31 protein-coding genes, 1 tRNA gene and 1 pseudogene are annotated in these 23,062 nt (G+C 68.0%); 19 read left to right on the plus strand and 14 right to left on the minus strand.

Annotation, left to right across the window (positions count from 1 at the left end; all coding sequences use genetic code 11):
• Positions 1-132 precede the first annotated feature (132 nt).
• Both AB0I53_RS37845 and AB0I53_RS37850 read left to right on the plus strand, forming a co-directional pair.
• On the plus strand, positions 133-822 hold the full coding sequence (locus AB0I53_RS37845; protein WP_358613833.1) for a TetR/AcrR family transcriptional regulator: 690 nt from the start codon (positions 133-135) through the stop codon (positions 820-822).
• A complete protein-coding gene (locus AB0I53_RS37850) occupies positions 819-1,571 on the plus strand; it encodes an SDR family oxidoreductase (RefSeq protein ID WP_358613835.1) in 753 nt (250 codons plus the stop codon). The genes AB0I53_RS37845 and AB0I53_RS37850 overlap by 4 nt, the downstream gene beginning before the upstream one ends.
• Here the strand turns inward: AB0I53_RS37850 and AB0I53_RS37855 are convergent.
• The 3 genes from AB0I53_RS37855 to AB0I53_RS37865 form a co-directional block, all read right to left on the minus strand.
• Positions 1,458-1,778 carry a maleylpyruvate isomerase family mycothiol-dependent enzyme gene (locus AB0I53_RS37855; protein WP_358613837.1) on the minus strand — a complete coding sequence of 107 codons (321 nt, stop codon included), beginning with the start codon at positions 1,776-1,778 and terminating at the stop codon, positions 1,458-1,460. The two genes, AB0I53_RS37850 and AB0I53_RS37855, sit on opposite strands and share 114 nt — an antisense overlap.
• Before the next feature lie 233 nt (positions 1,779-2,011).
• A complete protein-coding gene (locus AB0I53_RS37860) occupies positions 2,012-3,517 on the minus strand; it encodes a carboxylesterase family protein (RefSeq protein WP_358613839.1) in 1,506 nt (501 codons plus the stop codon).
• A 98-nt stretch (positions 3,518-3,615) separates the two neighbouring features.
• Positions 3,616-4,230: a TetR family transcriptional regulator C-terminal domain-containing protein gene (locus AB0I53_RS37865; protein WP_358613841.1), complete on the minus strand. Its 615-nt coding sequence runs from the start codon at positions 4,228-4,230 to the stop codon at positions 3,616-3,618.
• A 53-nt stretch (positions 4,231-4,283) separates the two neighbouring features.
• Between AB0I53_RS37865 and AB0I53_RS37870 the strand changes: the two genes are divergently transcribed.
• Complete coding sequence (locus AB0I53_RS37870) at positions 4,284-4,637, plus strand: GatB/YqeY domain-containing protein (RefSeq protein WP_358613843.1); 354 nt, start codon at positions 4,284-4,286, stop codon at positions 4,635-4,637.
• 172 nt (positions 4,638-4,809) lie between these two features.
• Positions 4,810-5,418 (plus strand): class I SAM-dependent methyltransferase, encoded by a 609-nt coding sequence (locus tag AB0I53_RS37875; protein ID WP_358613845.1) that lies wholly within the window; start codon positions 4,810-4,812, stop codon positions 5,416-5,418.
• A gap of 103 nt (positions 5,419-5,521) precedes the next feature.
• Here AB0I53_RS37875 and AB0I53_RS37880 read toward each other — a convergent pair whose 3' ends face one another.
• Positions 5,522-6,649: a serine hydrolase domain-containing protein gene (locus AB0I53_RS37880; RefSeq protein ID WP_358613847.1), complete on the minus strand. Its 1,128-nt coding sequence runs from the start codon at positions 6,647-6,649 to the stop codon at positions 5,522-5,524.
• 168 nt (positions 6,650-6,817) lie between these two features.
• Between AB0I53_RS37880 and AB0I53_RS37885 the strand changes: the two genes are divergently transcribed.
• Entirely contained in the window at positions 6,818-7,240 is a 423-nt protein-coding gene (locus tag AB0I53_RS37885; protein ID WP_358613849.1) for a hypothetical protein, read from the plus strand.
• Between the two features lie 34 nt (positions 7,241-7,274).
• Here the strand turns inward: AB0I53_RS37885 and AB0I53_RS37890 are convergent, their stop codons facing one another.
• Positions 7,275-7,946 (minus strand): helix-turn-helix domain-containing protein, encoded by a 672-nt coding sequence (locus tag AB0I53_RS37890; RefSeq protein WP_358613851.1) that lies wholly within the window; start codon positions 7,944-7,946, stop codon positions 7,275-7,277.
• Between the two features lie 87 nt (positions 7,947-8,033).
• On the opposite strand from AB0I53_RS37890, the gene AB0I53_RS37895 reads away from it, so the two are divergent.
• The 3 genes from AB0I53_RS37895 (at position 8,034) to AB0I53_RS37905 (ending at position 9,963) form a co-directional block, all read left to right on the plus strand.
• Positions 8,034-8,375 (plus strand): hypothetical protein, encoded by a 342-nt coding sequence (locus AB0I53_RS37895; RefSeq protein ID WP_358613853.1) that lies wholly within the window; start codon positions 8,034-8,036, stop codon positions 8,373-8,375.
• Between the two features lie 196 nt (positions 8,376-8,571).
• Complete coding sequence (locus AB0I53_RS37900) at positions 8,572-9,498, plus strand: LCP family protein (protein WP_358613855.1); 927 nt, start codon at positions 8,572-8,574, stop codon at positions 9,496-9,498.
• 15 nt (positions 9,499-9,513) lie between these two features.
• Positions 9,514-9,963: a DUF664 domain-containing protein gene (locus AB0I53_RS37905; protein WP_358613857.1), complete on the plus strand. Its 450-nt coding sequence runs from the start codon at positions 9,514-9,516 to the stop codon at positions 9,961-9,963.
• Here the strand turns inward: AB0I53_RS37905 and AB0I53_RS37910 are convergent.
• Both AB0I53_RS37910 and sigJ read right to left on the minus strand, forming a co-directional pair.
• On the minus strand, positions 9,923-10,360 hold the full coding sequence (locus tag AB0I53_RS37910; protein WP_358613859.1) for a carboxymuconolactone decarboxylase family protein: 438 nt from the start codon (positions 10,358-10,360) through the stop codon (positions 9,923-9,925). The two genes, AB0I53_RS37905 and AB0I53_RS37910, sit on opposite strands and share 41 nt — an antisense overlap.
• 47 nt (positions 10,361-10,407) lie before the next feature.
• Entirely contained in the window at positions 10,408-11,283 is an 876-nt protein-coding gene (gene sigJ / locus AB0I53_RS37915) for an RNA polymerase sigma factor SigJ (protein ID WP_358613861.1), read from the minus strand.
• 213 nt (positions 11,284-11,496) lie between these two features.
• Between sigJ and AB0I53_RS37920 the strand changes: the two genes are divergently transcribed.
• On the plus strand, positions 11,497-11,895 hold the full coding sequence (locus AB0I53_RS37920) for an SSI family serine proteinase inhibitor (protein WP_358613863.1): 399 nt from the start codon (positions 11,497-11,499) through the stop codon (positions 11,893-11,895).
• Positions 11,896-11,899: 4 nt separating this feature from the next.
• Here the strand turns inward: AB0I53_RS37920 and AB0I53_RS37925 are convergent, their stop codons facing one another.
• Positions 11,900-12,355, minus strand: a complete 456-nt coding sequence (locus tag AB0I53_RS37925) for a pyridoxamine 5'-phosphate oxidase family protein (RefSeq protein WP_358613865.1) — start codon at positions 12,353-12,355, stop codon at positions 11,900-11,902.
• A 140-nt stretch (positions 12,356-12,495) separates the two neighbouring features.
• Here AB0I53_RS37925 and AB0I53_RS37930 point away from each other — a divergent pair, with 140 nt between their 5' ends.
• Positions 12,496-12,831, plus strand: a complete 336-nt coding sequence (locus AB0I53_RS37930; RefSeq protein ID WP_358613867.1) for a tRNA-binding protein — start codon at positions 12,496-12,498, stop codon at positions 12,829-12,831.
• An 8-nt stretch (positions 12,832-12,839) separates the two neighbouring features.
• On the opposite strand, the gene AB0I53_RS37935 is transcribed toward AB0I53_RS37930, so the two are convergent.
• Entirely contained in the window at positions 12,840-13,172 is a 333-nt protein-coding gene (locus AB0I53_RS37935) for a hypothetical protein (RefSeq protein ID WP_358613883.1), read from the minus strand.
• Between the two features lie 225 nt (positions 13,173-13,397).
• On the opposite strand from AB0I53_RS37935, the gene AB0I53_RS37940 reads away from it, so the two are divergent.
• The 4 genes from AB0I53_RS37940 to AB0I53_RS37955 all read left to right on the plus strand — a co-directional run bounded on the left by AB0I53_RS37940 (position 13,398) and on the right by AB0I53_RS37955 (position 15,808).
• Positions 13,398-14,222, plus strand: coding sequence for a DUF1963 domain-containing protein (locus AB0I53_RS37940; protein WP_358613868.1), 825 nt, complete (start codon positions 13,398-13,400; stop codon positions 14,220-14,222).
• A gap of 419 nt (positions 14,223-14,641) precedes the next feature.
• Positions 14,642-14,947, plus strand: coding sequence for a DUF4333 domain-containing protein (locus AB0I53_RS37945; protein ID WP_358613869.1), 306 nt, complete (start codon positions 14,642-14,644; stop codon positions 14,945-14,947).
• Positions 14,948-15,280: 333 nt separating this feature from the next.
• Positions 15,281-15,643 carry a hypothetical protein gene (locus tag AB0I53_RS37950; RefSeq protein WP_358613870.1) on the plus strand — a complete coding sequence of 121 codons (363 nt, stop codon included), beginning with the start codon at positions 15,281-15,283 and terminating at the stop codon, positions 15,641-15,643.
• A 12-nt stretch (positions 15,644-15,655) separates the two neighbouring features.
• Complete coding sequence (locus AB0I53_RS37955; protein ID WP_358613871.1) at positions 15,656-15,808, plus strand: hypothetical protein; 153 nt, start codon at positions 15,656-15,658, stop codon at positions 15,806-15,808.
• 305 nt (positions 15,809-16,113) lie between these two features.
• Here the strand turns inward: AB0I53_RS37955 and AB0I53_RS37960 are convergent.
• A tRNA-Gly gene (locus tag AB0I53_RS37960) sits at positions 16,114-16,184 on the minus strand.
• A gap of 82 nt (positions 16,185-16,266) precedes the next feature.
• Between AB0I53_RS37960 and dcd the strand changes: the two genes are divergently transcribed.
• Positions 16,267-16,848 carry a dCTP deaminase gene (gene dcd, locus AB0I53_RS37965; protein WP_358613872.1) on the plus strand — a complete coding sequence of 194 codons (582 nt, stop codon included), beginning with the start codon at positions 16,267-16,269 and terminating at the stop codon, positions 16,846-16,848.
• On the opposite strand, the gene AB0I53_RS37970 is transcribed toward dcd, so the two are convergent.
• Positions 16,817-17,521: an isochorismatase family cysteine hydrolase gene (locus tag AB0I53_RS37970; protein ID WP_358613873.1), complete on the minus strand. Its 705-nt coding sequence runs from the start codon at positions 17,519-17,521 to the stop codon at positions 16,817-16,819. The genes dcd and AB0I53_RS37970 overlap by 32 nt on opposite strands.
• Positions 17,522-17,791: 270 nt before the next feature.
• On the opposite strand from AB0I53_RS37970, the gene AB0I53_RS37975 reads away from it, so the two are divergent.
• The gene (locus AB0I53_RS37975; protein WP_358613874.1) at positions 17,792-19,201 is read left to right on the plus strand and encodes a sugar porter family MFS transporter; all 1,410 of its coding nucleotides are present in this window, start codon (positions 17,792-17,794) and stop codon (positions 19,199-19,201) included.
• A 123-nt stretch (positions 19,202-19,324) separates the two neighbouring features.
• Positions 19,325-20,473: an epoxide hydrolase family protein gene (locus AB0I53_RS37980; RefSeq protein ID WP_358613875.1), complete on the plus strand. Its 1,149-nt coding sequence runs from the start codon at positions 19,325-19,327 to the stop codon at positions 20,471-20,473.
• Positions 20,474-20,547: 74 nt separating this feature from the next.
• Here the strand turns inward: AB0I53_RS37980 and AB0I53_RS37985 are convergent, their stop codons facing one another.
• On the minus strand, positions 20,548-20,757 hold the full coding sequence (locus AB0I53_RS37985) for a hypothetical protein (RefSeq protein ID WP_358613876.1): 210 nt from the start codon (positions 20,755-20,757) through the stop codon (positions 20,548-20,550).
• A gap of 215 nt (positions 20,758-20,972) precedes the next feature.
• Here AB0I53_RS37985 and AB0I53_RS37990 point away from each other — a divergent pair, with 215 nt between their 5' ends.
• Both AB0I53_RS37990 and AB0I53_RS37995 read left to right on the plus strand, forming a co-directional pair.
• Positions 20,973-21,650: a DUF5753 domain-containing protein gene (locus tag AB0I53_RS37990; RefSeq protein WP_358613877.1), complete on the plus strand. Its 678-nt coding sequence runs from the start codon at positions 20,973-20,975 to the stop codon at positions 21,648-21,650.
• A 104-nt stretch (positions 21,651-21,754) separates the two neighbouring features.
• Positions 21,755-22,024, plus strand: a complete 270-nt coding sequence (locus tag AB0I53_RS37995; RefSeq protein ID WP_358613878.1) for a DUF397 domain-containing protein — start codon at positions 21,755-21,757, stop codon at positions 22,022-22,024.
• A 328-nt stretch (positions 22,025-22,352) separates the two neighbouring features.
• On the opposite strand, the gene AB0I53_RS38000 is transcribed toward AB0I53_RS37995, so the two are convergent.
• Both AB0I53_RS38000 and AB0I53_RS38005 read right to left on the minus strand, forming a co-directional pair.
• A complete protein-coding gene (locus tag AB0I53_RS38000; protein WP_358613884.1) occupies positions 22,353-22,754 on the minus strand; it encodes a hypothetical protein in 402 nt (133 codons plus the stop codon).
• 12 nt (positions 22,755-22,766) lie between these two features.
• Positions 22,767-23,039: pseudogene (locus AB0I53_RS38005) on the minus strand (helix-turn-helix domain-containing protein); the annotation flags it as partial.
• Between the last annotated feature and the right edge of the window lie 23 nt (positions 23,040-23,062).

Raw genomic sequence — 23,062 nt, forward strand, 5'->3', positions numbered from 1 at the left:
AAAACGAGACCTGTCGCAGGTCCTGGGCTCGTTGACCAGGCTCGATGGCATCGCCGTCCCGGCCGCGCAGGCTTCGGTCAACCGGCTCGGCGGAAGTTGACAACGTCAGGATGACGATGTCACTGTGATCGCGTGTCGGGCAGAAGAGTGCGGGCCAATCCGGGCGAGGGCGGGCGGCTGCGCGAGGAGATCCTCCTCGTGGCCGAGCGGATGCTGGTCGAAGCGGGCACCGAGGAGGTGCTCACCCTGCGCGCCGTGGCCGAGCGCGCGGGCGTCACCACGCCGTCGGTGTACCGGCATTTCGCGAGCAAGGGCCAGCTGGTCGAGGCGGTGTGCCTGCGGGCGTGGGACGGGCTGGGCAGCCGGATCCGCGAAGCCTGCGCGCGGCTGACGGACCCGTTCATCGCGTTGGGTCAGTGCGGACGCGCCTACGTCCGGTTCGCGCTCGATCATCCGGTGCAGTACCGCGTGTTGATGCTGCACCGTCCTGGCGGCGCGGAGGTTTCGCCCGCGTCGGAGGCATGCTTCGCCCACATGGTGGATGCGGTCACGGCGTGCGTGGAAAACGGCGTGCTGCGCGGTGAGCCCCGCACGCTGGCGCTGAGCTTGTGGTCTGCGATGCACGGGTGCGTGTCGCTGCTGATCAACCAGCCGTCGCTGCCGTGGCCCGAGGATCTCGACGAGTTCGTCAACGACGTGGTCCGGATCGCCGGCTTCGGGGCGGCCGTGAGCACTCGGCTTTCGCGAACCACGGTGTCGCGGAGCGCGGACGTGGCCGCCGGTGCGGACGCGATGGTCATGCGGATGAAGGGGCGAGAATGAGCGGGAGCCTTGCTGGGCGGATTGCGCTGGTGACGGGAGGTTCGCGGGGCATCGGCGCCGAGACGGCGCGGTTGCTGGGTGCCGCGGGCGCCCGCGTGTTCGTGAACTACCGGGAGAAGGCCAAACGCGCTCAACGGGTCGTCGACGAGATCGCTCGCGCGGGAGGCGCGGCCTCGGCTGTGCGCGCGGACCTCACCGACCAGGCCGCGGTCGCGGCCATGGCCAACGAGATCCGCGACCTGTGCGGCCGCCTGGACGTGCTGGTCCTCAACGCATCCGGTGGCATGGAACGCGACGTCCCGCCCGACTACGCGCTCCGGTTGAACCGCGACGCTCAACTGTCGCTTGTGGACGCTGCGGCACCGTTGCTGTCGCCGTCGGCGCGGATCGTCTTCGTCACCAGTCATCAGGCGCACTTCCACGGCAGCCGGCCCACCTACGACGAGTACGAGCCGGTGGCCGCGAGCAAGCGGGCCGGTGAGGACGCGCTGCGCGACCGAATTCCCGGCCTGGCGGCTCGCGGGATCAGCCTGGTGGTCGTCTCGGGAGACATGATCGAGGGCACGATCACCCCGACGCTCCTGGAGCGCGCCCGCCCCGGCATCATCGGCGCCCGGCGCGCACAGGCCGGCTCCCTACCGACGATCTCCGGTTTCGCAACCGAAATCGTGTCCGCGGCAACGGCACCGCTGGAGACCGGGCACACCGTGTACGTCGGCGGCGAGGACTACCTGGTCGACCGAAGCTGAACGTCGCCGGTCCCGGACGGGGGAGCCAGCGAACCGGCAGCGGATCACGCCCGCCAGCCACCGCGCTGGGTTGAGGCTCGCCGCCGCGGTGAGGTGCGCCAGCACCTCGCGCACCGTGAGCCCGGTGCACAGCGACGGCGTCGCCCACTGCTCGTCGGTCAGGTCGGCGAGGTCGGCGGCCAGGGCCGCTCGCTCGGCGTGCACCAACGGCCAGGGCCGCTCGCTCGGCGTGCACCAACGGCCAGATTCCGAGCGCGCGTCGGGAGCCTGTTGGTCTGGTCACGGCGGAATCTCCTGTGCGTGTGGCGGCTGCTCGTGCAGGGTTGGCGCGAGCAGCCGCCTCGGGTCGGTCACAGGTGGGACTGCGGATGTGCGGCCGAATCGTCGCTCAGGCGCGTGTTTTTTCGAGCGGACCCGCCGACCTGGTGCAGCCGCGGGGTTCAGGGCATCCGCGCCCAGAAGTCGAGGGCGTGCTCGGCCGCGTAGTCCGTGCCGCCGATTCGTTCTGGTGCCAGGGATTGGACGTGGCCGGTGCCTGCGTCGGGCCAGGTCGGCAGGTCGGCGCAGGCCGGGTCGCCGCTGGTGGCGAAGGCGGTCCAGTACCGGTTCATCCGGTCGCCGAGGTCGCGCTGCGCCGCCGACAGCGGCGACTCGCCGGGAAGGTCGAACTGGTACGCCAGCTCGCTGGAGTGCTGGGCGCCGGCCGGGAATCCGGGGAGCGGGACGATCGACGGGGCGTCCCGGTCGGCGAATTCGTAGAACCAGGTGCCGGTGTGCGCGGCGAGGGCTCGGCCCAGTTCCCAGGCCGGTCGCGCCCAGGCCCGGTCCGTGCAGATCTGCGCCCAGGCGAGGCTCGGCGTCCCGAAGCGGTCGAGTGCGTAGCGCGCGGCGACCTCGTCCGCCGCGTCGCCGAAGGCCTCGGCCAGCAGGCGCGGGTAGCTCTCGGCCGTGACCGGGTTTCCGGCGAGGTCGGCGAAGAGCCCGACGAAGAACCGCGCCTCGTCGCGGGTGGTGCCCATCAGCAGCGGCATCCGGTGGAAGCGCCCGGCGAGCAGCGCCTCCGCGGGAGATTCGGGCAGCGTGGTGCCGCCGAAGGCGGGCCGGATGAAGTTGCCCGATACCTGGAGCAGTTCCGCCGCCGGAACCCGCCGGAGCTGCTCGAGCGCCGATTCGGGATCGCTGCCCGGCGTGACCCAGCCGTGCTCGGCGGCGGTGGCGGCGCCGAGCCGGTCCAGTTCGGCCGCTGGTGTCCACATTGGAGGAAGTGCTGGAACGCCGGGGATGAAGGTGTGCGCCGGAGTCGAGCCCAGCACTCCGAATCCGCTCTGCAGGATCGCGCGGTGGAACAGGCCGGCCGAGGTGGGTGACGTCAGGTGCGCCGCGACCGTGAGGGCTCCGTGGGACTCTCCCATCAGGGTCACGTTCGCCGGGTCGCCGCCGAATCGCGCGATCTCCCGCTGCACCCAGCGCAGTGCGGCCTGCTGGTCCTGCAGGCCGAAGGTTCCGCCGTCGGAGAGGCCCGGATGCCCGAAGCAGCCGAACACGCCGAGCCGGAAGTTCGGTGCCACGACGACGACGTCGCCGGTGATGGCGAGCCGCCGCGGGTCGTAGGTGGCGGCGGTGCCGTTCGTTCCGCCGCCACCGTGCAGCCACACCAGCACCGGACGCCCGGTCGCCGGTGCTGCCGGCGCGGTCACGTCGAGCGTCAGGCAGTCCTCGTCGACGGAGGTCACGTCCGCGAACGACTGGGCCAGCTGCGGCGCGGGATTCCCGGGCGCGGTCGTGTCCCGGACTCCGGGCCACGGCTCGACCGGCGCGGGCGGTCGCCACCGCCGCTCTCCGACCGGTGCGGCGGCGTACGGGATGCCCTGGAAGGAGAGGTGTTCGTCGAGTCGGCGGCCGCGGATGGTGCCGCTGCTCAGCCGCACGGTCACGTGTTCGGTCATCGTGCATGCTCCTCGGTGGCCAATAACAATACGAGCATATTGCTACGATAGCCGTACGACCATATTGTTGTCGCGAGGTTTCGCCCGCGGTGAGGAGATCAGCGATCGAAATGCCTGGTGAACACCGTGGCGATGACCGGGCGCAACGCGTCCCGGGCCGAGAACGCGTCCGCGCCCGAGAGCGCGACCTGATCGGCCAGGCCCTGCACGGTCGCGAGGATCGTGCGGGCGGCGAGCACGGCGTCGACACCGGGCTCGACCTCGCCGCCATCCACGCCGTCCGCGACCGCCATCGTGACGTAATCGAGGATGGCGCCGCCCGCCTGCCGGGCGACCTCGGCGAGCCCGGCATGGTGCAGCGCCTGCGCCTGCAAGCCCTGCCGGACGCGGTACTCGAGGTCCCGTTCCTCGTCGAGCGGCAGCAGTTCGACCAGGCTGTCGAGCAGCACTTCGGCGATCGGGAGGCGGGCAGCCTCGCCGTCGCGGACGCGAGCCCGCACCCGCTCGCTCATGCGGCGCGTGGCGTCTTCGTAGGCGAAGTCCAGCAGCGCGTCCTTGCCCGCGAAGTAGTGCTGGATGAGCCCGACCGAGATCCCGGCCTCGCTCGCCACCCGCGAGAACGAGACGCCCGCGAAGCCCTCCGCGGCGAGCAGGCGCTGGAAGGCCCGCGCGATCTGGGCGCGACGCTGATCATGATCTGCAACCCGCGGCACCCGAATATCGTACAGCCGTACTGCTATCGAAACCCGGATTGTAGTCCCGACGCATGCGCGCCAGCCTGCGTGACGACCTGAAAACCGCTCTCAAGGCCCGGAACAACGTCGCCGTCACGGCTCTCCGCTCCGCCTTGGCGGCGATCGACAACGCCGAAGCCGTGCCCGGCGACCGCCCGTTGAGCGGCGGGGGCGAACACGTTGCGGGCGCCGCGGTCGGCCTGGGCGCGGCAGAGGCGCAACGCCGCAACCTGACCGAGGCGGATGTGCGGTCGATCGTGGAGAACGAGGTGCGGGAGCGATCGGTCGCGGCGGAGGAGTACGAGCAGCTTGGCCGTGACGACCTCGCCGAGCGGCTCCGCGCGGAGGCCGAGGTGCTGAGCCGCCACCTGAAGCCCGCTCCCTGACTCGTTTGCTGTTTCCGCAAACAGCGTTGCCGGATTGGGGCTGGCGGGGTCATGTTGGTGTCGGAGGTGGTCGAGATGACCCAACAAGCGCAGCCCCGCCGCACCCGGCGGGATCCCTTTGCGAATGAAGTGGAAGCGCGCATCTGCGAGCTCGTGATGGGAGATCGGCGCCATGGCATCTGAGGTGATGGGCCGGGAATTCTGGGACGAGCGGTACAGCAGCCAGGACCAGCTGTTCAGCGGCGAGCCGAACGGGGCGCTCGTCGCCGAAGCGGCCGATCTGCCGCCCGGGCAAGCGCTCGACGTGGGATGCGGCGAAGGCGCGGACGCGCTCTGGCTGGCCCGGCGCGGGTGGCAGGTCACCGCGGTGGACGTCTCGCAGGTCGCGCTGGAGCGCGCCGCCCGAGCTGCGGCGGACGTTCCCGCCGTGGCCTGGACGCGGGCCGACCTGACCGCCGCCGCGCCGCCGGCCGGCGCGTTCGACCTGGTGTCGCTGCACTACTTCCCACTCATGCACCAGCCCGAGCACACGGCTCTACGCGGCTTGCTGGCCTCGGTCGCCCCGGAAGGCACGTTCCTGTTCGTCAGCCACGACATGACAGGTCTGTCGGCGCACAACGAGAACGGCTTCGATCCGAGCGACTACTACCAGCCCCACGAGATCGCCGGACTCCTCGGCGACGGCTGGACCGTGCTGATCGACGAAACCCGCCCGCGAAACCCGCCGTCGCCCGGCGGCCACACCCACGACACGGTTCTCCGGGCGCAACGCCTGCGGTGAGCTGACACCGCAGCGGGGCGCGTTCGTGAGCGTTCACTCCGGTTCTTACCGGAACGAACACTCACGACCCCTCGGCGCATCGCGCGCGACCGTCCGATGTGGACTAGGGGCAGATGGCGGTGTCGACGGAGGCGAAGAGGTCGCGGTGGATTTCGGGCGTGGCCGGGTTCAGGTTGGCCACGACGGTGGCACCGCGGCCGTCGGTGGTCGCGGCGGACAGGGTCGTGAAGCCGATGATGTCGCCGCCGTGGCCCCAGAATTCGCCGCCGCAGGACAGCGGCACGCTCGCCAGCCCGAGGCCGTAGTGCGCGCTCTTCCCTCCGAGGTCGGCCGGGACGGTGCGCTGCATCTCGGCGAGTTGCTCCGCCGGCAGCAGGCGGCCTTCGAGCAGGGCCGCGAAGAAGCGGTTCAGGTCCTGCCCGGTCGACACCAGGGCGCCTGCTGCCCCGCCGATCGACGGGTCGAACTCGGTGAAGTCGATCAGCTCGCCCGCGGGTGCGTATCCCCTCGGATGCGGCGTCGGGAGGACTTCGTCGCCGCGCTTCGGCAGATACGTGTGGTGCAGGCCGAGCGGCTGGGTGATCCGCGTGGTGATCTCGGTGTGGATGTCGTTTCCGGTGACCCGTTCGACCAGCATCCCGGCCAGGACGTAGTTGGTGTTGGAGTAGGACCACTTCGCGCCCGGCGGGAACAGCGGCTGGTGCTGCATCGCGATGCCGACCAGCTCGGCCGGGTCGGCGCCGCGGTGGCGCAGCTGTTCGGGATCGACGTCGAGGAAGTCCTGGAGGTAGTCGTAAAGCCCGCTGGTGTGCTGCAGCAGCTGGCGCACGGTGATCGCGTTGCCGTCGTTGCCGTTTCCGGCGATCACGCCCGGCAGGTACCGCTCGACCGGTGCGTCGAGTTCGACCCGGCCTTCGGCGGCCAGCTGCAGCACGACGGTCGCGACGAACGACTTGGTGATGCTGCCTGCGCGGAACCGCCCGTCCTCCGGGAACGGCAGGCCGGTGTTCACGTCGCCGACGCCGCTGCGCACCGACCAGCTCGGCCCGGTGCGGTCGTGCGCGATGGCTTGCGCCCCGGGCACGCCGTCCTGCGTCGTGAGCACGTCCAGCGCGCGCTGGACGTCTTGGTGGTCGGTCGCGGCCAGCGCGGGAGCGGTCGTCGTGGCGGTGAGCAGGATGGCGAGAGTCGCTGCTGCGGTTATTCGCCTGCCGGGCGTGGAAGTGCGCATGTCGGCTCCGATCGTTGATCTGTCGACACGCTTGGGATCGGCGCCGGGCCGGGGTATCGGGCAGATCCCTGAATTCGGATCAGGGCATTCACCAACGCTGCAGCTGTTCGGAGCAGCAACCGAACGACTCATGTCATGATTTCGGCATGACGTTCTCACGAAAGGGCGATGCCGCGTAGGTCGCCGGGCGCGTTGCGCGCCGAACAAGCAGTCATTGCTGGAATCCGGCCGTCGGGCCGGATTCGCGGTGCCGGGCGCGGGCCGTGGGCGGAGCTCGACCGGGTCGAGGCTCGCAGGTTGTATTGGCTCGTCTTGGTTTCCCGACCGCTCGATCGATATCGGAGATTCCTGCGGCAGTCAGGCCGTTGGCTCTACATCCCGGCGTACGACTCGCCCGCCAATCCGGTCACGGCACGTGACGCGCTGGAACGCGCGATGCCGAGGTTGTCTCCCAGGGCCCGAGCCGAGCTCCGCCGGATGCTGGCACCGCTGGACGAGGAGTTCCGGCGATGCACCATCCGGCATCCTCGGGCGCCCGCTATGAGCGAATGGAATGCCGAGGCGTGGTGGCGGCAGCGGATGGAGGAGTGACCGGGTCGATCTGTCCAAAGCGGATCGTGCGTGGTCAGGCGGGACGGGTGTTGGACGTCGCCGAGTTCAGGAAGTCGCGCAGGCTGAGCGGGGCAGGCGGCGGCAGGGGCTCGGCCTGCGTGGCGCGGAAGGCGCTGAGCAGGTAGGCGACGAGTCGCCGGGACGCGGCTAGGGACGCTTCGGCGGATTCGGCGACGACGCCGCCGTTGGCCATGAGCAGCAACGCGAGGTCGCCCAGCGCGAAGTCGGCGCGCAGCTGCCCGGTCGCCTTGGCACGTCGCGTCAGCTCGGCGAAGCCCTGCATGGCGTGGTGCTGCTCCTGCTCGACGTCGACGGCATCGGGGAACGCCGCGATGAAGGCCGCGCTGAAGCCTCGGTCGACGGCCTGCATGGCGCACACCTTCTCGATGGCCGTGCGGAACCCGTGCCACGGGTCCGGATCGGCCAGCGCGTCGTGGACGACCGACACGCATGTCGCGAACTGGTCGGCGAACACCTCGGTGACCAGCGCTTGCTTCGTCGGGAAGCGGCGGTAGAGCGTCGCGACGCCGACGTGGGCGTGCCGGGCGATCGCGGCCATCGGCACGTCGAGCCCGCGTTCGGCGAACAGCTCGCGGGCGACCTCGACGATGCGGTCGCGGTTCTGCCGCGCGTCGGCTCGCAAGCCCGCGTCGGTGGTCGGCATTCGAGAGGCCTCGGCGCTCATGCTTCTCACTTTAGGCTAAATGGAAAGGTGTCTCCATTTGTCGTGTTACGTTGGCTGACAAGGGGTTCTCGTCACGATGGAGGTGCCATGAGGCTTCCGAAGCGAACGGTCGACCGCGTCAACGCCTGCGTCCTGGCGCTGCGCTCCTCGCCTCGATGGGGCCGGCTGGTCAGCAGGCACATCACGGTCGTCACCTACGCGGGTCGCCGCTCGGGGCGCACCTTCAGCACGCCCGTCGCGTACCGGCGCGCAGCCGGCATCGTCAAGATCGGCGTTCAGCTTCCCGACGCCAAGACGTGGTGGCGCAACTTCCTGGGCGATGGCGGCCCGATATCGCTGCAGCTGGACGGGATCGACCGCGCGGGGCATGCGGTCGCCCGACGTGACGAGAAGGGCCGCGTCACCGTCACCGTCCGGCTGGACGACTGACAAAGCATCCAGGTGAGCGGGTTCGGTCGAGCCTGGAGGGCTAGCCCCCGGGGGATATCCATATTCGTGGGACATCGAGCAACTTTCCGGCGCGTGGCACGTCTTCGCTGATATGAACGCCTTTCAGTTCCGGAATGACTGGGACCAGCCGCACCCCGGTGCCACGAGGCCGCGTCGGCGAGGCCGCAAAATCTTGGTGGCGGTGCTGGTTCTAGTGCTGTTACCGGTGGTGTTCGCGGGATGGCTCTGGTTCCACGTCGATTCCTCGATCCGGCGGATCGACGCCTTCCCCGACTACCCGGGCCGGCCGGCGGCGGGCGCGGGCACGAATTGGCTGGTCGTGGGTTCGGACAGCCGAGAAGGGCTGGACTCGGAGACGGCGGCCGGGCTGCACGTCGGCGAGGCGGCGGGCCAGCGCACGGACACGATCATGATCGCGCACCTGCCGGACAACTCCACGGCCCCGACGCTGATCAGCATCCCGCGCGATTCGCGGGTGCCGGTTCCCGGCCACGGGCGGACGATGATCAACGCGGCCTTCGCGGACGGCGGCCCGCAGCTGCTGGCGCAGACCGTGGAGCAGGCGACGGGCCTGCGCATCGACCACTACGCCGAGATCGGGTTCGGCGGGTTCGCAGAGATCGTCGACGCAGTCGGCGGCGTCGAGATGTGCCTGGAACAGGAGATGCACGACACCAAGACCGGCCAGACGCTGCAGGCGGGCTGCCAGCGGCTGGACGGCGCGAACGCCCTGACCTTCGTCCGCATGCGCTACAGCGAAGCGACCCCGCGATCGGACCTGGACCGGGTCGCGAACCAGCGCAAGTTCATCGGCGCCCTGGCGCAGGAGGCGTCGAGCATCACGACCCTGATCAACCCGTTCACCACCTACGCCCTGGCGGACGCGGGAGCCCAGGCGATGACCATGACCAGCGACGACGGCCCGAGCGACCTGCTGTCACTGGCGTGGGCGATGCGCGGCATCTCCTCAGGTGCAGTGGTGACGACGACGGTCCCGGTGACCGACGGCACCGCGCAGAGCTGGAGCAAGAAGAAGGCCACCGAGCTCTTCGAGACCGTGAACGCCGACCAGCCCATCCCGGAGGACCTGATCGTCGACTGAACGCATACTCGCCGGATGTTCCCGGAACCCACGGCTCCTGCGGCCTCGCGCGGCGAGGTGCTCCTCCGCTACCTCGACTTCTTCCGGGGCAGCGTGATCGACAAGGTGGCGGCCCTGCCGGATGCGGAGCCGCGATCCAGCCGGGTCCCGTCGGGGTGGACGCCGCTGGAACTGGTCAAGCACCTGACCTTCGCCGAACGGCGCTGGATCGACTGGGGATTCGAGGGTCGTCGGTTCGAAAACCCTTGGGGCGACCGGGCGGACGGCCGCTGGTACGTGGCCCCGGAGGAGACCCGCGATGATCTGGTGGCGGCCCTCCGCGACCAGGGGCGGCGCACCAGCGAAGTCGTGGCGACTAGTGAAGTCCCCGTGTGTACTTTCTGTTGCTATAGCAGCAGAAAGTACACACGGCACTCCCGCAGCCTCAGCGGCGTGGCGGCTTCATCTGCAGCGGCACGCCGATGAGGTTCAACGCGTTGATCAGCGAAACCTGGGCAACCAGGTGACCGAGCTCGGCCTCGTCCGGGAACGCCTTGCGCAGCGCCTCCCACTGGTCGTCGCCGATGTGCTCGCGGCGGGTGGCCGCCTCGGCGTAGCCCAGCGCGGCCCGCTCCCGCTCGTCGTAGAGCTCCGACTCCTGCCACACCGCGAGCTGCAGGAGCCGGTCCTCGGTCTCGCCGATCCGGCGCGCCTCCCGGCCGTGCATGTCGACACAGAAGACGCAGCCGTTGATCTGCGAAACCCGGATCTTGACCAGCTCCCGCACCTTGTCGTCCAGCGGCCCCTTGCGGAGCGCGGCGTCGGCGTCCTTGAAGCCCTGGTAGGGCTCCGGTGCCGCTTCGCCGAGGTTCAGACGTGCCATCGTTGTCTCCCTGTCGTTCTGGGCTTTCACCAGGGAGACGAGCGGGCCTACTCGTATGTGACCGCCTTGAGGTGGCCGAGTTTCTGCGGGTTGAGCACCCGCCGGTAGGCGACGATCCGGCCATCGGCGAACTCGAACGTGTCGACGGAGTGGATCCCGCCTTCGCGGTGGAGCACCAGCGCCGGCTCGCCGCCGATCTCGACGATGTCGATGCGGTCGGCCCGCCACCGGCGACCCACCCGGACCAGGACCTCGGCGATGCGCTGGCCGCCGAGGATGGGCACGCGGGCCGCGCTGACCTGCCCGCCGCCGTCGGTGAGGTAGACGGCGTCGGGATGCATCAGCTCGACCAGCGCGGCGAGGTCCCCGGTCTCGTAGGCGGCGCGGAACGCGACGACCAGGCGCTCCCGCTCGGCGCGCGGCGCGTCCGGCTCGCTGCTCCTCGCCTCGGCCACCCGGTGCCGCGCCCGCGAGGCCAGCTTCCGGGCGGCGGGCACCGAGCCGCCCAGCACCTCGGCGATTCGCGCGAACTCCAGCCCGAAAACGTCGTGCAGCACGAGAGCCACTCGCTCCGGCGGGCTCAACTCCTCCATGATCAGCAGCATCGCGGAGCTGACCGACTCGTCGACGAGCACGGGCTCGGCGGCATCCGGCCCGGTCAGCAACGGCTCCGGCAACCACGGCCCGAAGTAGCTCTCCCGCTGCACTCGAGCGGACTTGAGGATGTCGTAGGATCGCCGCGCGGCGACGGTGACCAGCCAGGCCCGCAGGTCGTCGACCTCACCCAGCTCCACCCCGGCGGCCCGCAGCCACACGTCCTGCACGACGTCCTCGGCATCGGCGACGCTGCCGAGCAGCCGGTAGGCCACGCCGAAGACGGCAGGTCGGTGCTCCTGCCACTCCGCGCCCAACCGCTCGCTCATGCAGATCCTCCCGAGCCGAGTTCCATTCGCCCGAAATTCAATCATTAACTCATTTGGTCTAATGATTATTACGCCATGTAGTCCAGTAATGTTCTCCGCATCCGCTGCGGCGGGGAGCTCCCCCAGTGTTCTCGGATCTCACGATAGGCGCACCTCGCCCCGCTACGACCGGCGTGTTCGCGCACGGTTCTGATCGAAAGGTTGCGGAAATTGTTGGCGAAACTCAGTCGTCGCGTCCTGCTCGCTGCTGCCCTGACCGCCGGAACGATGGCCACGGCCGCGGCGGTGGCCCCGGCGCAGGGCGAAACCCCCAGCACGCTCCGCCTTTCCCTGGACAACGGCCGCGGAGCGGCGCTCGGCAACACGGTCCTGACGTGCCACCCGGCGGGCGGCATGCACAAGAACGCGGCGAAGGCGTGCAGCGACCTGGACGCGGTCGGGGCGGATTTCCGCCTGATGACGGCGAAGCCGGCGATGGCCTGCACCCTCCAGTACCAGCCGGTCACGGCGAAGCTGGAAGGAAACTGGCGCGGGCGGACGGTGAGCTTCACCGAGACCTACCCGAACAGCTGCGCCCTGACGGTGGAGACCGGGGTCGTCTTCGACTTCTGAGCCGCTAGCCGAAGTCCTTGGTCTGCCAGCGGTCCGGCCGGATCTCGACGTACTCAGGTTCGCCGGCGGTGTTCCCGCCGCTGAGCTCCCAGTCGGCCCAGCCGTCGATGGCATCGGCGGGGAGGTAGCGGCTGCCAATGGCGACGAGCTCGTCGCGGGTGGGCCGCTGCTGCTTGACGACGGTGCCTTCGACGGTGACGTACCGGTACGGAACTTCCGCCCGCTGAACGGAGATCGAAACCTTCCCGGCGAGCCGGATGAGCCGTGACTTCCGCTTGTCCTTCCTGACGGCCACGGCGATGTTCCCGCCCGGCCGGTAGCTGTACCAGGTGGGCAGCGTCGACGGCGGACGGTCGTCGTCGCTGCCGACGCTAAGCACGGCGATGTGCGGCTGGGCCAGGAATTCCTCCCGCTCGGCGGTGGTGAGCTTCCGAGACTGGCCGGGCTTGTCAGCAGACATCCGAACTCCCAACGACGGTGGTGCAATCCCCAACCGACGCCGCAACGCGATCATTCCCGAATCCCGGTTGTGCTGTGCGTCATGCGGTCGCGTTGGGTCACCGGAGTACGCTGCCCACTGTCCAAACAGGAGGGTTCAGGATGTCGCTGATCGAGTGGGCCGACTTCGAGAAGGTAGAATTGCGCGTGGGCACGATCGTGCAGGCAAAGCCGAACGAGAAGGCGCGAAAGCCGGCATACGTCCTGACCGTCGACCTCGGCGAGATGGGACTGAAGACGTCGAGCGCCCAGATCACGGACCACTACGAACCGGAAGCCCTGATCGGCCGCCAAGTCCTCTGCGTATGCAACTTCGAGCCGAAGCGAATCGCGGGAGTGAAGTCCGAAGTACTGGTAACGGGTGCCCACGACAAGGAGAACAGCGTGGTCCTAGCGGGCTTCGACCACCAGGTCCCCAACGGCACCCGCCTCCTCTGACCTGCCGCTCAGTCCCCGGCGCCCGGGCCGACCCGCCGAGCCCACAGAACGAGCGGAATCTGCAACGGAAGCCGCGCGAATCCGACGGCCCTCCAAGGCAATGAACGACGCCGCCAGGCGAGGGCCATCTTCACGTTCGCAGGAAAGACGGCGACGAAAAGCAAAGCGGAGAGCCGCCCACCCAGCCGCCGAGTCCGAGGAACGGCAACCAAACCAGCACGCCCCAACTCGACAACCCCAGAAAGCCGAGTCCAAGTCCGAGCCGTCCCAGGCAGAGACCGCGGAACGATGGCGTCAAAGGGCCGGGGAACAAGAAAGTGCAAAACCCCAGCCCCACCCAAAACCCCAACAAGCCCCCAAGCGGCCGCACCCCGGCGACGTGCGGAGGCAACCTCCGGCGAGTCGCCTCGCTGCTGTTCCGCCACTGCCAACCTCCTCGCCACGATCCCGAACCAAACCTACTCGCGAGTAACACGGCAGAGCAACAAGCCGACCAGGTGAAGAACGCCGAGGATGCAGCATCCTCGCGCTCGGCGCCCAAGGTGCGACGATCAACCTCGTCGCAGGTGAGCGGACCGCTGGTCGGCCGGTTGTGCTGTGATTCGAGCATGGAGTTCGACGACGCGGACGAGATGCGGCGGTTGTGCATCGAGCGACTTGGTGATGCGGCAGGCCGGCAGTTCGCGAGCTTGGCGAGGCGCGGGTTCCGCCTCGAACCGGCGGGTGATGCCGAACCGACCGGCCACTGCTGCATCGGTGGCACCGCGTTGCTGGAGCCGGGCGAGGAATGGCCGGACTACGAGGGAATTCCGCTGTCGCTGTACGCGGTCCTGGATCTCGATGAGCTGGCGTCGTGGCTCGGTGACCAGGCGCCGCCGGTGCGGGGCCTGCTCAACTTCTTCCTGCTCGACCCGAACCTGCCCTACGAGGACTACCAACACCTGAAACGCGACAGCCCCGAATCATGCCGCGTGGTGCTGGTCGATCCGGCCAAAGCAGTGGAAACCACAGCACCGGAACGGGCGACGCGTTACCCGCGGCGCCGGGTCCGGGCGGTCGAGGTAACGATGCTCCCGGACTGCTGGGACGTGCGGGACGAAGACGTCGGGTTCGACGAGCGCGTGCACTACGGAGCGGAATCGCTGATCCTCACGGAGTTCGAGGAAGTCGACGGGAACAGCGCAGAAGGTCACCGAGCCTTCGGCTGGCCAGGCCTGTCCCACGCCTCAAGCGTGATGCGGAGAGAGGAGCCCCACGTCCACCTGCTCCAACTAACGGAAGAAGAGGTCTGGAGCTGGGGAGAAGCAGCAGCCCAGTACTTCACGATCCCGACCGAAGCATACGAAAGGGGCGACTTCACGAAGGCCGAGAACACCACACGCAACTGCTGAAAGAGCCCATCGTCAAGCCTGCGTGATCGGGGCCCGAGAACTGCGTTGGCTCCTGCTTGAACTTCCTGGTTGTCCGAGTCGCCTAGTACTTGTAATGCGTGCTTTGTCGAGGCTGAAGCGTCGGCGTAGCGGGCTAGCTAAAGAAAGATCTCTCCAACCGTGGCATGCGCGCTTGCTCCCCAGGGGTGGTCGCCCTAGCTCGGCGAACAGTTCGGCGCCAGACTGCTGGTAGCGGATAGCTGCATCGAACTCGCCGTGGAAGAGGTGTGCTGTGCCGAGATCCGCGAACAACCGTGCCTGCAAAGGACGGTCGTCCCGCCGTCCGAGCAGCGGATTGCCTGCATAGCAGTGCGGGAACCGGCATGGAATCAAGGTGAAGTTCGGGCTCTCCGGGCCAACGGAACTTCGCGCGCAACGTCATGGCGGTCTCCTCGATCGTGGTCGCCGCCTGCGCGGTGGCGGTGACGATAAAGGTGCTGAGCACCGACATCATCTCGGTCGAACAGCCACGGGTGCTGGACCAAGCAGCGCTGGAACGGCAGGTGTCCGACGAGATCCGGGGTCTGCGGGACGAGCCCGTCGACCGGCTGGCCTGTCCGGCTTCGGTAGTGGTCAAGGCGGGCAACCAGTTCAACTGCCGCTACTGGGACCGCTACAACCCGAAGGAAGTGCTGGTCAAGATCGTCAACGATCAAGGCGAGATCTCAGTGGAATCAACCAGCTGACGGACGTGCTCGCCTACGAGCCGACGAGCGCCGCACCCGACGGATGGGCCAACCGGCCATCGGCTTTGCTGCATGGCCCGGACTGGGACGACGTTGCCGCCGAGCTGCGGAAGAAGGTTGACGCCTTGGAAGCGAGGCATTGAGGACCGGCAGACCACCAGCGCAGCCAGAGCCGCATCCCGTCTGGGTCGGCCGTCGGGCGGTGGGTCGGCGCGCGAACGGCCGCCATGACCCGCACACCACCGTCAGGCCTGAGCTCGCTGGACACTCGCCTGCGCGAAGTTGAGCTGATGAGCGGATTCGTGCGGCGGTCGGCCCGCCTAGCATCGGAACATGGGAGGCGGGCGCGACGAGAACGAGAGCGTCGAGAACGAGATTTCTGGGGGAACCTTCGACGGGCCGGTGTCACAGATCGGTCGTGTTAGTGGCGACTACACGATCAATTGGAAATCGCCGAAAACCGACGAAGAGGCCTCGTTCGACGCCGAGTACATGGCCTACATGCGGGCGCGGATGGCGGCTGAAGCAGCCGCGCAGCGCAGGCGCAGGGCCGCGTCCACCACCCGGGCCCTGATCATCGTCGGAGCCGTCGTCACCGTGCTCGTCCTCGGGTGGGAAAACCCGACGGCGGGCATCGTCGCTGCGTTCTGCGCGATTGTCGTGATCGGCTGGCTGCTGCCGTCCGGGAAAGGGTGAACAGTGGCCGGGATGCTGTTCCTGCTCATCATCGTCGTGGGCGGCGTGGGGCTGGCTCGGCTGGGGAAAGCCGCAGGCTGCGGGCCGGTCGGGATCGGGCTGTTGGTGATCTTCGGCCTCGCGGCGATCTTCGGATTCCTGGAGGCCGCCGACCTCATGGACTGAACAGGCCCTCGCGGCCAAGGGAGCGGTGCTCCACCTCGGGAAACCATGAATCAACCGGCGGCTGACGGAAGTGCTCGCCCATGAACCAACGAGCCCAACAGCCCACGGAATTCGAAGAACCCACCCAGCAGCCGAATGATGAGCAACGAAAAGGCTGGTCGCTGAGCAGGCCGGGGACGCTCCGTTCGCAAGGAGCCGACGAATGGCGACCACCGCATCGTGGGGGGTTTGGGGGGCTCGGCCCCCCATGTAAAGGCGAAGAGCCCCGGTTCGCGCGTTCCGCGAACACAGGGCTCTCAGCTCTGAGCGGATGACGGGAATCGAACCCGCGTTCTCAGCTTGGGAAGCTGATGTTCTACCATTGAACTACATCCGCGCAGCTCTTCTCTCGAAGAGCGCTGTCAGCCTAACATGGTGGCGGGCGAAGATCATCACCGGCCTGGCGATACGCTGGGGGCGTGTTGCTGAGTGACCGGGACCTGCGCAAAGAGCTCGCTGATGGCCGGCTCGAACTTGATCCGTTCGACGCCGCCATGATCCAGCCGTCGAGCATCGACGTCCGGCTGGATCGCTTCTTCCGGGTCTTCGACAACACCCGGTACACCCACATCGATCCGTCGAAGCAGCAGGACGAGCTGACGTCGCTGGTGGAGACGCCCGACGACAATCCGTTCGTGCTGCACCCGGGCGAGTTCGTGCTCGGGTCGACGTTCGAGTCGGTGCGGCTGCCCGACGATCTCGCCGGCCGGCTGGAGGGCAAGTCGTCGTTGGGGCGGCTGGGGTTGCTCACGCACTCCACCGCCGGGTTCATCGATCCCGGGTTCACCGGTCACATCACCCTGGAACTGTCCAACGTGGCCAATCTGCCGATCACGTTGTGGCCGGGGATGAAGATCGGTCAGCTGTGCCTGTTCCGGCTGTCGAGTCCCGCGGACTTCCCGTACGGCTCGAAGGAGGCCGGGTCGCGCTACCAGGGCCAGCGCGGGCCGACGCCGTCGAAGGCGTACCTCAACTTCGGGCGTGCCGACACCCGTCGCTGACTCCGGCTTCTTCGAGCATCGCCACCACCTCGGCGGTGGCGCGAACATCGCCGAACGACCGGTAGATGGTGTGCAGCGTGGCGTTGTGGTCCGCGTCGCGACCTGCCGCGTTGGCGTCCGCGACCATGATCACGCGCAAGCCCAGGGTGCTCGCGTCGCGGGCCGAGGATTCGCAGCAGACGTTGGTGACCGTGCCTGCGATCAGGACCGTGTCGATTCCGCGTTGCTCCAGCAGTTCCGGCAGCGGGCACCGGCCGGGGAAGAAGGCGCTGGGCGCGGACTTCTCGACCAGTACGTCGTCGTCGTGGATCGTGAACTCCCGCCACAGGCGTTGCGCCAGCGGGCCCGTTCCGCCTGCGGCGCGGTACACCTCGGCCGCTTTCGGGCCGTAGAACTCCTCGGCCTTCGGCGTCCGTTCGGTCACCGCCGGCAGCACCCATGCCACCGTGCCGCCGGTCGTCCTGAGCGTTCGCGCCAGGCGGCTGATGTTGGGCACGATGCCTCGGCAGTAGGGATTGCCGGTCACGAAGAACGGCACCATGTCGATGATCACCAGCGCGGTTCGGGCCGGGTCGAGGCTGGGGAACGCGAAGCGCCTGCCGCGGCGCGCTTCGTGCCGGGCGTATTCGCGGTCCTCGATCAGCCATGCGTGCAGCTTTTCCGGTGCATCCATGGTCGGCCTCTCGCTTCGGCATCAGGGCTCCCGAGTTGATCCTGTGCGACTCGGTGACGCCTGGTAGTCATGTCGACACGCTTCAGGTGGCGTTTGCCCTGGTTGTGCCGGTTTGTGTTGCGTTGTCCCGAGTTTGTGGTCACGGTGAGCTAGTTCACCCTGAATCGAGTAAGCAAGTTGGGGATTCAGAATTTACGATCCCCCTCGCCCGGCGTTCTGGAACGATCCCGCAACGGGGCGGGGTCGGCGAGCGGGCAGCAGGAGTACTCGATGTCCGCATTGCAGCCGCGCGCCTCGGGCACTGCCACCGAGAACCTCGGGCACGTCGTGATGATCGCCGGGGCCGCGGCGCTCGGCGGGTTCCTCTTCGGCTACGACACCTCGGTGATCAACGGCGGCGTGGACGCCATCCAGCAGCACTTCAACGTCGGTTCCGCGTTGACCGGGCTGACCGTTTCCTCGGCTCTGCTGGGTTCCGCGGTGGGCGCCGGGATCGCCGGCGGGTTGGCCGACCGGGTCGGCCGGATCCGGGTCATGCAGCTGGCCGCGGTCCTGTTCATCATCAGCGCCGTCGCTTCGGCCGTGCCGTTCGCGATCTGGGACCTCGCCATCTGGCGGGTCGTCGGCGGCGTCGCCATCGGCATCGCGTCGGTGATCGCGCCCGCCTACATCGCCGAGGTCGCGCCCGCCGCGTACCGCGGGCGGTTGGGGTCCTTGCAGCAGTTGGCGATCGTGCTCGGGATCGCCGTTTCGCAGCTGGTCAACTACGCCCTGGCGCAGGCCGCCGGCGGTAGCGCATCCGGGATGCTCGGGCCGTTGCAGGCCTGGCAGTGGATGCTCGGGGTGGCCGCGATCCCCGCGGTGATCTACCTGGTGGTGGCTTCGACGATTCCCGAGTCGCCGCGGTACCTGGTCGCGATCGGCAAGGTCGACCGGGCGCGGGAGGTCCTGGCGCAGGTCGATTCCGGCGATCCGGACGCGAAGGTCGCCGAGATCCAGGCCGCGCTGGGCGGTGAGCGCAAGCCGCGGCTGAGCGATCTGCGGGGCCGGTTCGGCGTGCTGCCGATCGTGTGGGTCGGGATGGCCATCGCGGCGTTGCAGCAGTTCGTCGGGATCAACATCATCTTCTACTACTCGTCGTCGCTGTGGCACTCGGTGGGCATCGACGAGAGCAGTTCCCTGCTGCTGAGCCTGTTCACGTCGATCGTGAACATCGTCGGCACGTTCGTGGCGATCGCGCTGGTCGACAAGATCGGCCGCAAGCCGCTGCTGGTGATCGGTTCGCTCGGGATGGCCGTGTCGTTGGCCGTGACCGGGTGGGCGTTCAGCTTCGCGGAGGTCGTCGGCGAGGAGGCGCACCTGCCGTTCCAGTGGGGCGCCGTGGCGCTGGTGTCGGCGAGCGCCTTCGTGCTGTTCTTCGCCGCTTCCTGGGGCGTGGTGATGTGGGTGCTGCTGGGCGAGATGTTCCCGGTGCGCATCCGGGCCGCCGCGCTGGCGGTCGGCACCGCGACGAACTGGATCGCGAACTGGCTGGTGACGGTGAGCTTCCCGAGCATGCGGGACTGGAACCTGCCGGTCACCTACTTCATCTACGCCGCGTTCGCGCTGATCTCGGTGGTGTTCGTGGTGAAGTACCTGAAGGAGACCAAGGGGCGCTCGCTGGAGGAAATGGGCAGCTGACCTGGTCTGATGTTCGAGGGGCGTCCCCTGTTAGGGGCGCCCCTCGAACTTTTTTCGCGGGTTCGGGAACAAAGCCGGGGCCTTGCGCGTATCTAGTACCGTACAACGTACGAAGGAGCGTGCATGGCCTCTCGTGACATCACCCGGTTCCGCCTCGACATCCCGCAGCACGACCTGGACGACCTCCGGGAACGGCTGGCCCGAGTCCGCTGGGCCGACGAGGTGCCCGGGCTGGGCTGGAGCTACGGCCCGCCGCTGGGTTACCTGCGGGAGCTGGCGGAGTACTGGCGCAGCGGTTACGACTGGCGGGCGCAGGAGACGCGGCTGAACGAATTCCCGCAGTACACCACCGAAATCGATGGCGAGAACATCCACTTCCTGCACGTCCGCTCGTCCCGGCCGGACGCGTTGCCGCTGCTGATCACGCACGGCTGGCCCAGTTCGATCGCCGAGTACCTGGACGTCATCGGGCCGCTCGGCGAGTCGTTCCACCTGGTCATCCCGTCGCTGCCGGGATACGGCCTGTCCGGGCCGACGCGCTCGGTCGGTTGGGGCGCCAACCGGGTCGCGCGGGCCTGGGCCGAGCTGATGAGCCGGCTCGGCTACGAGCGGTACGGCCTGCAGGGCGGCGACTGGGGCACGTGGATCTCCCGCGAGCTGGCGATCCTCGCGCCGGACAACGTGATCGGCCTGCACACCAACGGGATGATCACGTTCCCGTCGGGCGATCCGGACGAGATGGCCGGGCTCACGGAGGCCGACTACGCGCGGATGGGCGCGTGGCAGCGCTACACCGACGAGCTGTACGGCTACAAGCTGATCCAGTCGACGAAGCCGCAGGCGTTGGCGTATTCGCTGGCGGACTCGCCGATCGGGCTGCTGGGCTGGATCGTCGGCGTGCTCAAGGAGTGGACCGACTGCGAGGACACGCCGGAGGACGCCATCGATCGCGACCGGATCCTGACCACGGTGATGCTGTACTGGCTCACCAACACGGCGGGTTCGGCGGCTCGGTCCTTTGTGGAGACTCCGGACAACTCCTCGAAGGCGGAGGAGGAAGGCGTCATCGCGGAGCTGCAGAACGGCACCGTGCCGCACGGTGTGGCGGTGTTCCCGAAGGACATCCTCACGCCGGTGCGCCCGTTCGCGGAGCGCATCAACAACATCGTGCGCTGGACGGAGTACGAGCGCGGCGGCACGTTCCCGGCGATGGAGGAGCCGGACCTGTACGTCCGCGACGTCCAGGAGTTCTTCGCGTCGTTGCGCGGCTGAGGTTGGGTGGAGCGAACGGCCTGTTGACTCCGCCTAGTGAGGCAAACGGTCCGTTCGCTCCACCCCGGCCGGGGTCACGGCCAGATGAGGGTGATGTCGAAGAGGGCGCCGAAGCGGGATTCGGCGCTGGCCGCGTCGTCGAAGACCGCGAACTGGTTCCGGTGCTCCTCCCGCCGGTACATGATCGCTCGGTCCGGGAGCTGCATGCCCCAGATGCGGACGCGGGCCGGGTCGGGTTCGCCGGTCTCGGTCTTCTCGGCCAGGCCGAAGAGTTTCGGTGTCATGGCGTGCTCCTCCCGTTGTGGGGTGTGACCGCCAGCGTCCACATGGGATACCGGAATCGGGATCACCGGATGCGGGAATCCCGATTCCGGGTTCCCGTTGGGATCATGGATCGATCAGGATCCCGGTCGGGGAGGTCCCGGTGGCACGCACGAGCCCCGCGTTCCGTCGTCGCCGACTCGCGCGCCGAATTCGCCAACTGCGTGAGGAAGCGGGCATGACGCAGGAGAAGGCCGCAGCCGGCTTGGACATGTCGACGAGCGCCTTGAGCCGCAAGGAATCCGGCGAGGTGGCGACGTTGGTGCACGAGATCCGCTCGATGATGGATCTCTTCGACCGCTACGACCCGGATCTGCTCGATCTGGCCAGAGCGGCGAGAGAACGTGGCTGGTGGCGGGCCTACGGGGTGGAGGACCGGGGTTACGTCGACCTGGAAACCGAAGCCTGCACGGTGCGCGAGCTCTCGCTGATGTACATCCCAGGTCTGCTCCAGACCGAGGATTACATGCGGGCGATCTTCAACGCCGACCGGCTGCGACGTACGAAGAAGGCGTTCGAGAACCAGGTCTCGGTGCGGCTGATCAGGCAACAGAGACTCACCGATGAGGAGCAGCCGCTACGGCTGGTCGCCTTGCTGGACGAGGTTGCCCTCGGGCGGCCTATCGGCGGCCCGGATGTTATGCGTGACCAGCTGAAAAACGTGCTGCGCGCAGCTGAGAACGACCAGGTGGAGCTGCGCGTGATTGGGCGGGAGACCGGCCCCCATGCAGGTATGGAGGGTTCCTTCATCAGCCTCAGTTTTCCGGAGTCGGAAGACCAAGAACTGCTGTACATCGCGTACCGACAGGCTCGATCCACGTGGAGAAGGAGCCCGAGGTGCAGGAAGCTAGTCTGATGTTCGAGCACCTGCGCGGGATAGCGCTGTCTCGTGAGAAGTCGATGGAGCGGATCGAGCAGGTGGCTCGAACTCGGTAGCTCGGTGTGAGCGAGGCGAGACGCATGTACGCGGTAGACCTGATCGATGTCAGGTGGCGCAAGAGCAGCCGCAGCGGCGGCGGAAACAACGGTGCCTGCGTCGAAGTCGCATCCGTAGAAGCAAAGTGGCGTAAGAGCAGCTACAGCACCGGTGGGAATGATGCCGCTTGCGTCGAGGTGGCGTTCGCGGGACCTGCCGTTGCGGTGCGGGACTCGAAAGAGCCCGACGGGCCGGTGCTGGCGTTTCCGGCTTCGTCGTGGGCGGCGTTCCTGGGACGGGTTGCCGAGCGCTGAGTCGCGAACGGGGCCGTGAGTGTTTTGTGCTGCTATAGAGGCTGTTTCCAAACTTGTTTTGCGGGGCGGTGCGGGTAGCGGCCCCCCTGCGGGAGTTACTGAGGCCTTCTCGGCTGTGGGATCCCCGACACACGTATGACCAATACGACGCGTCGGGGCTGTCCTCGCGAGAAAGACCTCTGAGAACCCGCGGCGGTGCCGGTTGCGAGGGTGGGCTAAGCGGCTCCGCCGCTTCGAAGACAACGACCCGCATTACCACATCCGCACGTCACCACATCCAAAACAGCCTCTATAGCAACCAAAAGTGCTCACGGCCCCGTGCGAACCGTTAGTTGAGCGCCTGCTTCACGAGTGCTTCGGCGGCGGCGCGGGTGATTGATGCGGCTGAGGATTCGTCGGCTATCGAGTAGCTCACGATCGCGCCCTCGTGCAGGCTCAGCAGTTGTACGGCTAGGTCTTCCGGGTGCTTGGTGCCGGCTTCGGTGAGCAGGTCGCGGAACAGGTCCCGGAGCCACTGCTTCTCCGCGACGATCAGCTGTCGCCCGGGGTGGTCGGGTTCCGGGAGTTCGGCGAAGGCGTTGACGAAGCTGCATCCCCGGCTGCTCCGCGGGAGCCATTCGGGGAGCACGTCGAACGGCACCAGCGCGCGCCTGAGCGGGTCTGCCTCGGCGTCCAGGCGGGTGCCGATGAGTTCGCGCCACTGCTGGTCGCGCGTCTTCAGGTAGGTCACGAGCAGGCCGTCCTTCGACCCGAAGCGGTTGTAGAGGGTCCGCTTGGTGACACCGGATTCGACGGCGGCGACGCCGACGGCGTTGATGCCTCGCGAGTAGAACAGCTCGGCGGCGACGTCGAGGATGCGCTTGGCGCCCGGGACGGAGCGAACGGCCTGTTGACTCCACCTAACGAGGCAAACGGTCCGTTCGCTCCATCCCCAGGAACGGAGGTCGCGTCCGGGGTCGTGAGTGTTTTGGGCTGCGAATTTTAGACAAAAAAAACATCGATGCCCCCGAGCCACCCGACAACTTCAACGATTCTGTG

Origin of the sequence: Saccharopolyspora sp. NPDC050389, from assembly GCF_040655595.1 — a bacterium.
Lineage (GTDB): Bacteria > Actinomycetota > Actinomycetes > Mycobacteriales > Pseudonocardiaceae > Saccharopolyspora.

What these genes read in the sequence shown, in the direction of transcription:
- AB0I53_RS37850 (WP_358613835.1), top strand. Translation starts at nt 819, where the DNA reads ATGAGCGGGAGCCTTGCTGGGCGGATTGCGCTGGTGACGGGAGGTTCG.
- AB0I53_RS37860 (WP_358613839.1), bottom strand. Translation starts at nt 3,517, where the DNA reads ATGACCGAACACGTGACCGTGCGGCTGAGCAGCGGCACCATCCGCGGC.
- AB0I53_RS37870 (WP_358613843.1), top strand. Translation starts at nt 4,284, where the DNA reads ATGCGCGCCAGCCTGCGTGACGACCTGAAAACCGCTCTCAAGGCCCGG.
- AB0I53_RS37875 (WP_358613845.1), top strand. Translation starts at nt 4,810, where the DNA reads ATGGCATCTGAGGTGATGGGCCGGGAATTCTGGGACGAGCGGTACAGC.
- AB0I53_RS37880 (WP_358613847.1), bottom strand. Translation starts at nt 6,649, where the DNA reads ATGCGCACTTCCACGCCCGGCAGGCGAATAACCGCAGCAGCGACTCTC.
- AB0I53_RS37885 (WP_358613849.1), top strand. Translation starts at nt 6,818, where the DNA reads ATGCCGCGTAGGTCGCCGGGCGCGTTGCGCGCCGAACAAGCAGTCATT.
- AB0I53_RS37890 (WP_358613851.1), bottom strand. Translation starts at nt 7,946, where the DNA reads ATGAGCGCCGAGGCCTCTCGAATGCCGACCACCGACGCGGGCTTGCGA.
- AB0I53_RS37895 (WP_358613853.1), top strand. Translation starts at nt 8,034, where the DNA reads ATGAGGCTTCCGAAGCGAACGGTCGACCGCGTCAACGCCTGCGTCCTG.
- AB0I53_RS37905 (WP_358613857.1), top strand. Translation starts at nt 9,514, where the DNA reads ATGTTCCCGGAACCCACGGCTCCTGCGGCCTCGCGCGGCGAGGTGCTC.
- AB0I53_RS37910 (WP_358613859.1), bottom strand. Translation starts at nt 10,360, where the DNA reads ATGGCACGTCTGAACCTCGGCGAAGCGGCACCGGAGCCCTACCAGGGC.
- sigJ (WP_358613861.1), bottom strand. Translation starts at nt 11,283, where the DNA reads ATGAGCGAGCGGTTGGGCGCGGAGTGGCAGGAGCACCGACCTGCCGTC.
- AB0I53_RS37925 (WP_358613865.1), bottom strand. Translation starts at nt 12,355, where the DNA reads ATGTCTGCTGACAAGCCCGGCCAGTCTCGGAAGCTCACCACCGCCGAG.
- AB0I53_RS37930 (WP_358613867.1), top strand. Translation starts at nt 12,496, where the DNA reads ATGTCGCTGATCGAGTGGGCCGACTTCGAGAAGGTAGAATTGCGCGTG.
- AB0I53_RS37945 (WP_358613869.1), top strand. Translation starts at nt 14,642, where the DNA reads ATGGCGGTCTCCTCGATCGTGGTCGCCGCCTGCGCGGTGGCGGTGACG.
- AB0I53_RS37950 (WP_358613870.1), top strand. Translation starts at nt 15,281, where the DNA reads ATGGGAGGCGGGCGCGACGAGAACGAGAGCGTCGAGAACGAGATTTCT.
- AB0I53_RS37955 (WP_358613871.1), top strand. Translation starts at nt 15,656, where the DNA reads ATGCTGTTCCTGCTCATCATCGTCGTGGGCGGCGTGGGGCTGGCTCGG.
- AB0I53_RS37970 (WP_358613873.1), bottom strand. Translation starts at nt 17,521, where the DNA reads ATGGATGCACCGGAAAAGCTGCACGCATGGCTGATCGAGGACCGCGAA.
- AB0I53_RS37975 (WP_358613874.1), top strand. Translation starts at nt 17,792, where the DNA reads ATGTCCGCATTGCAGCCGCGCGCCTCGGGCACTGCCACCGAGAACCTC.
- AB0I53_RS37980 (WP_358613875.1), top strand. Translation starts at nt 19,325, where the DNA reads ATGGCCTCTCGTGACATCACCCGGTTCCGCCTCGACATCCCGCAGCAC.
- AB0I53_RS37985 (WP_358613876.1), bottom strand. Translation starts at nt 20,757, where the DNA reads ATGACACCGAAACTCTTCGGCCTGGCCGAGAAGACCGAGACCGGCGAA.
- AB0I53_RS37990 (WP_358613877.1), top strand. Translation starts at nt 20,973, where the DNA reads ATGACGCAGGAGAAGGCCGCAGCCGGCTTGGACATGTCGACGAGCGCC.
- AB0I53_RS37995 (WP_358613878.1), top strand. Translation starts at nt 21,755, where the DNA reads ATGTACGCGGTAGACCTGATCGATGTCAGGTGGCGCAAGAGCAGCCGC.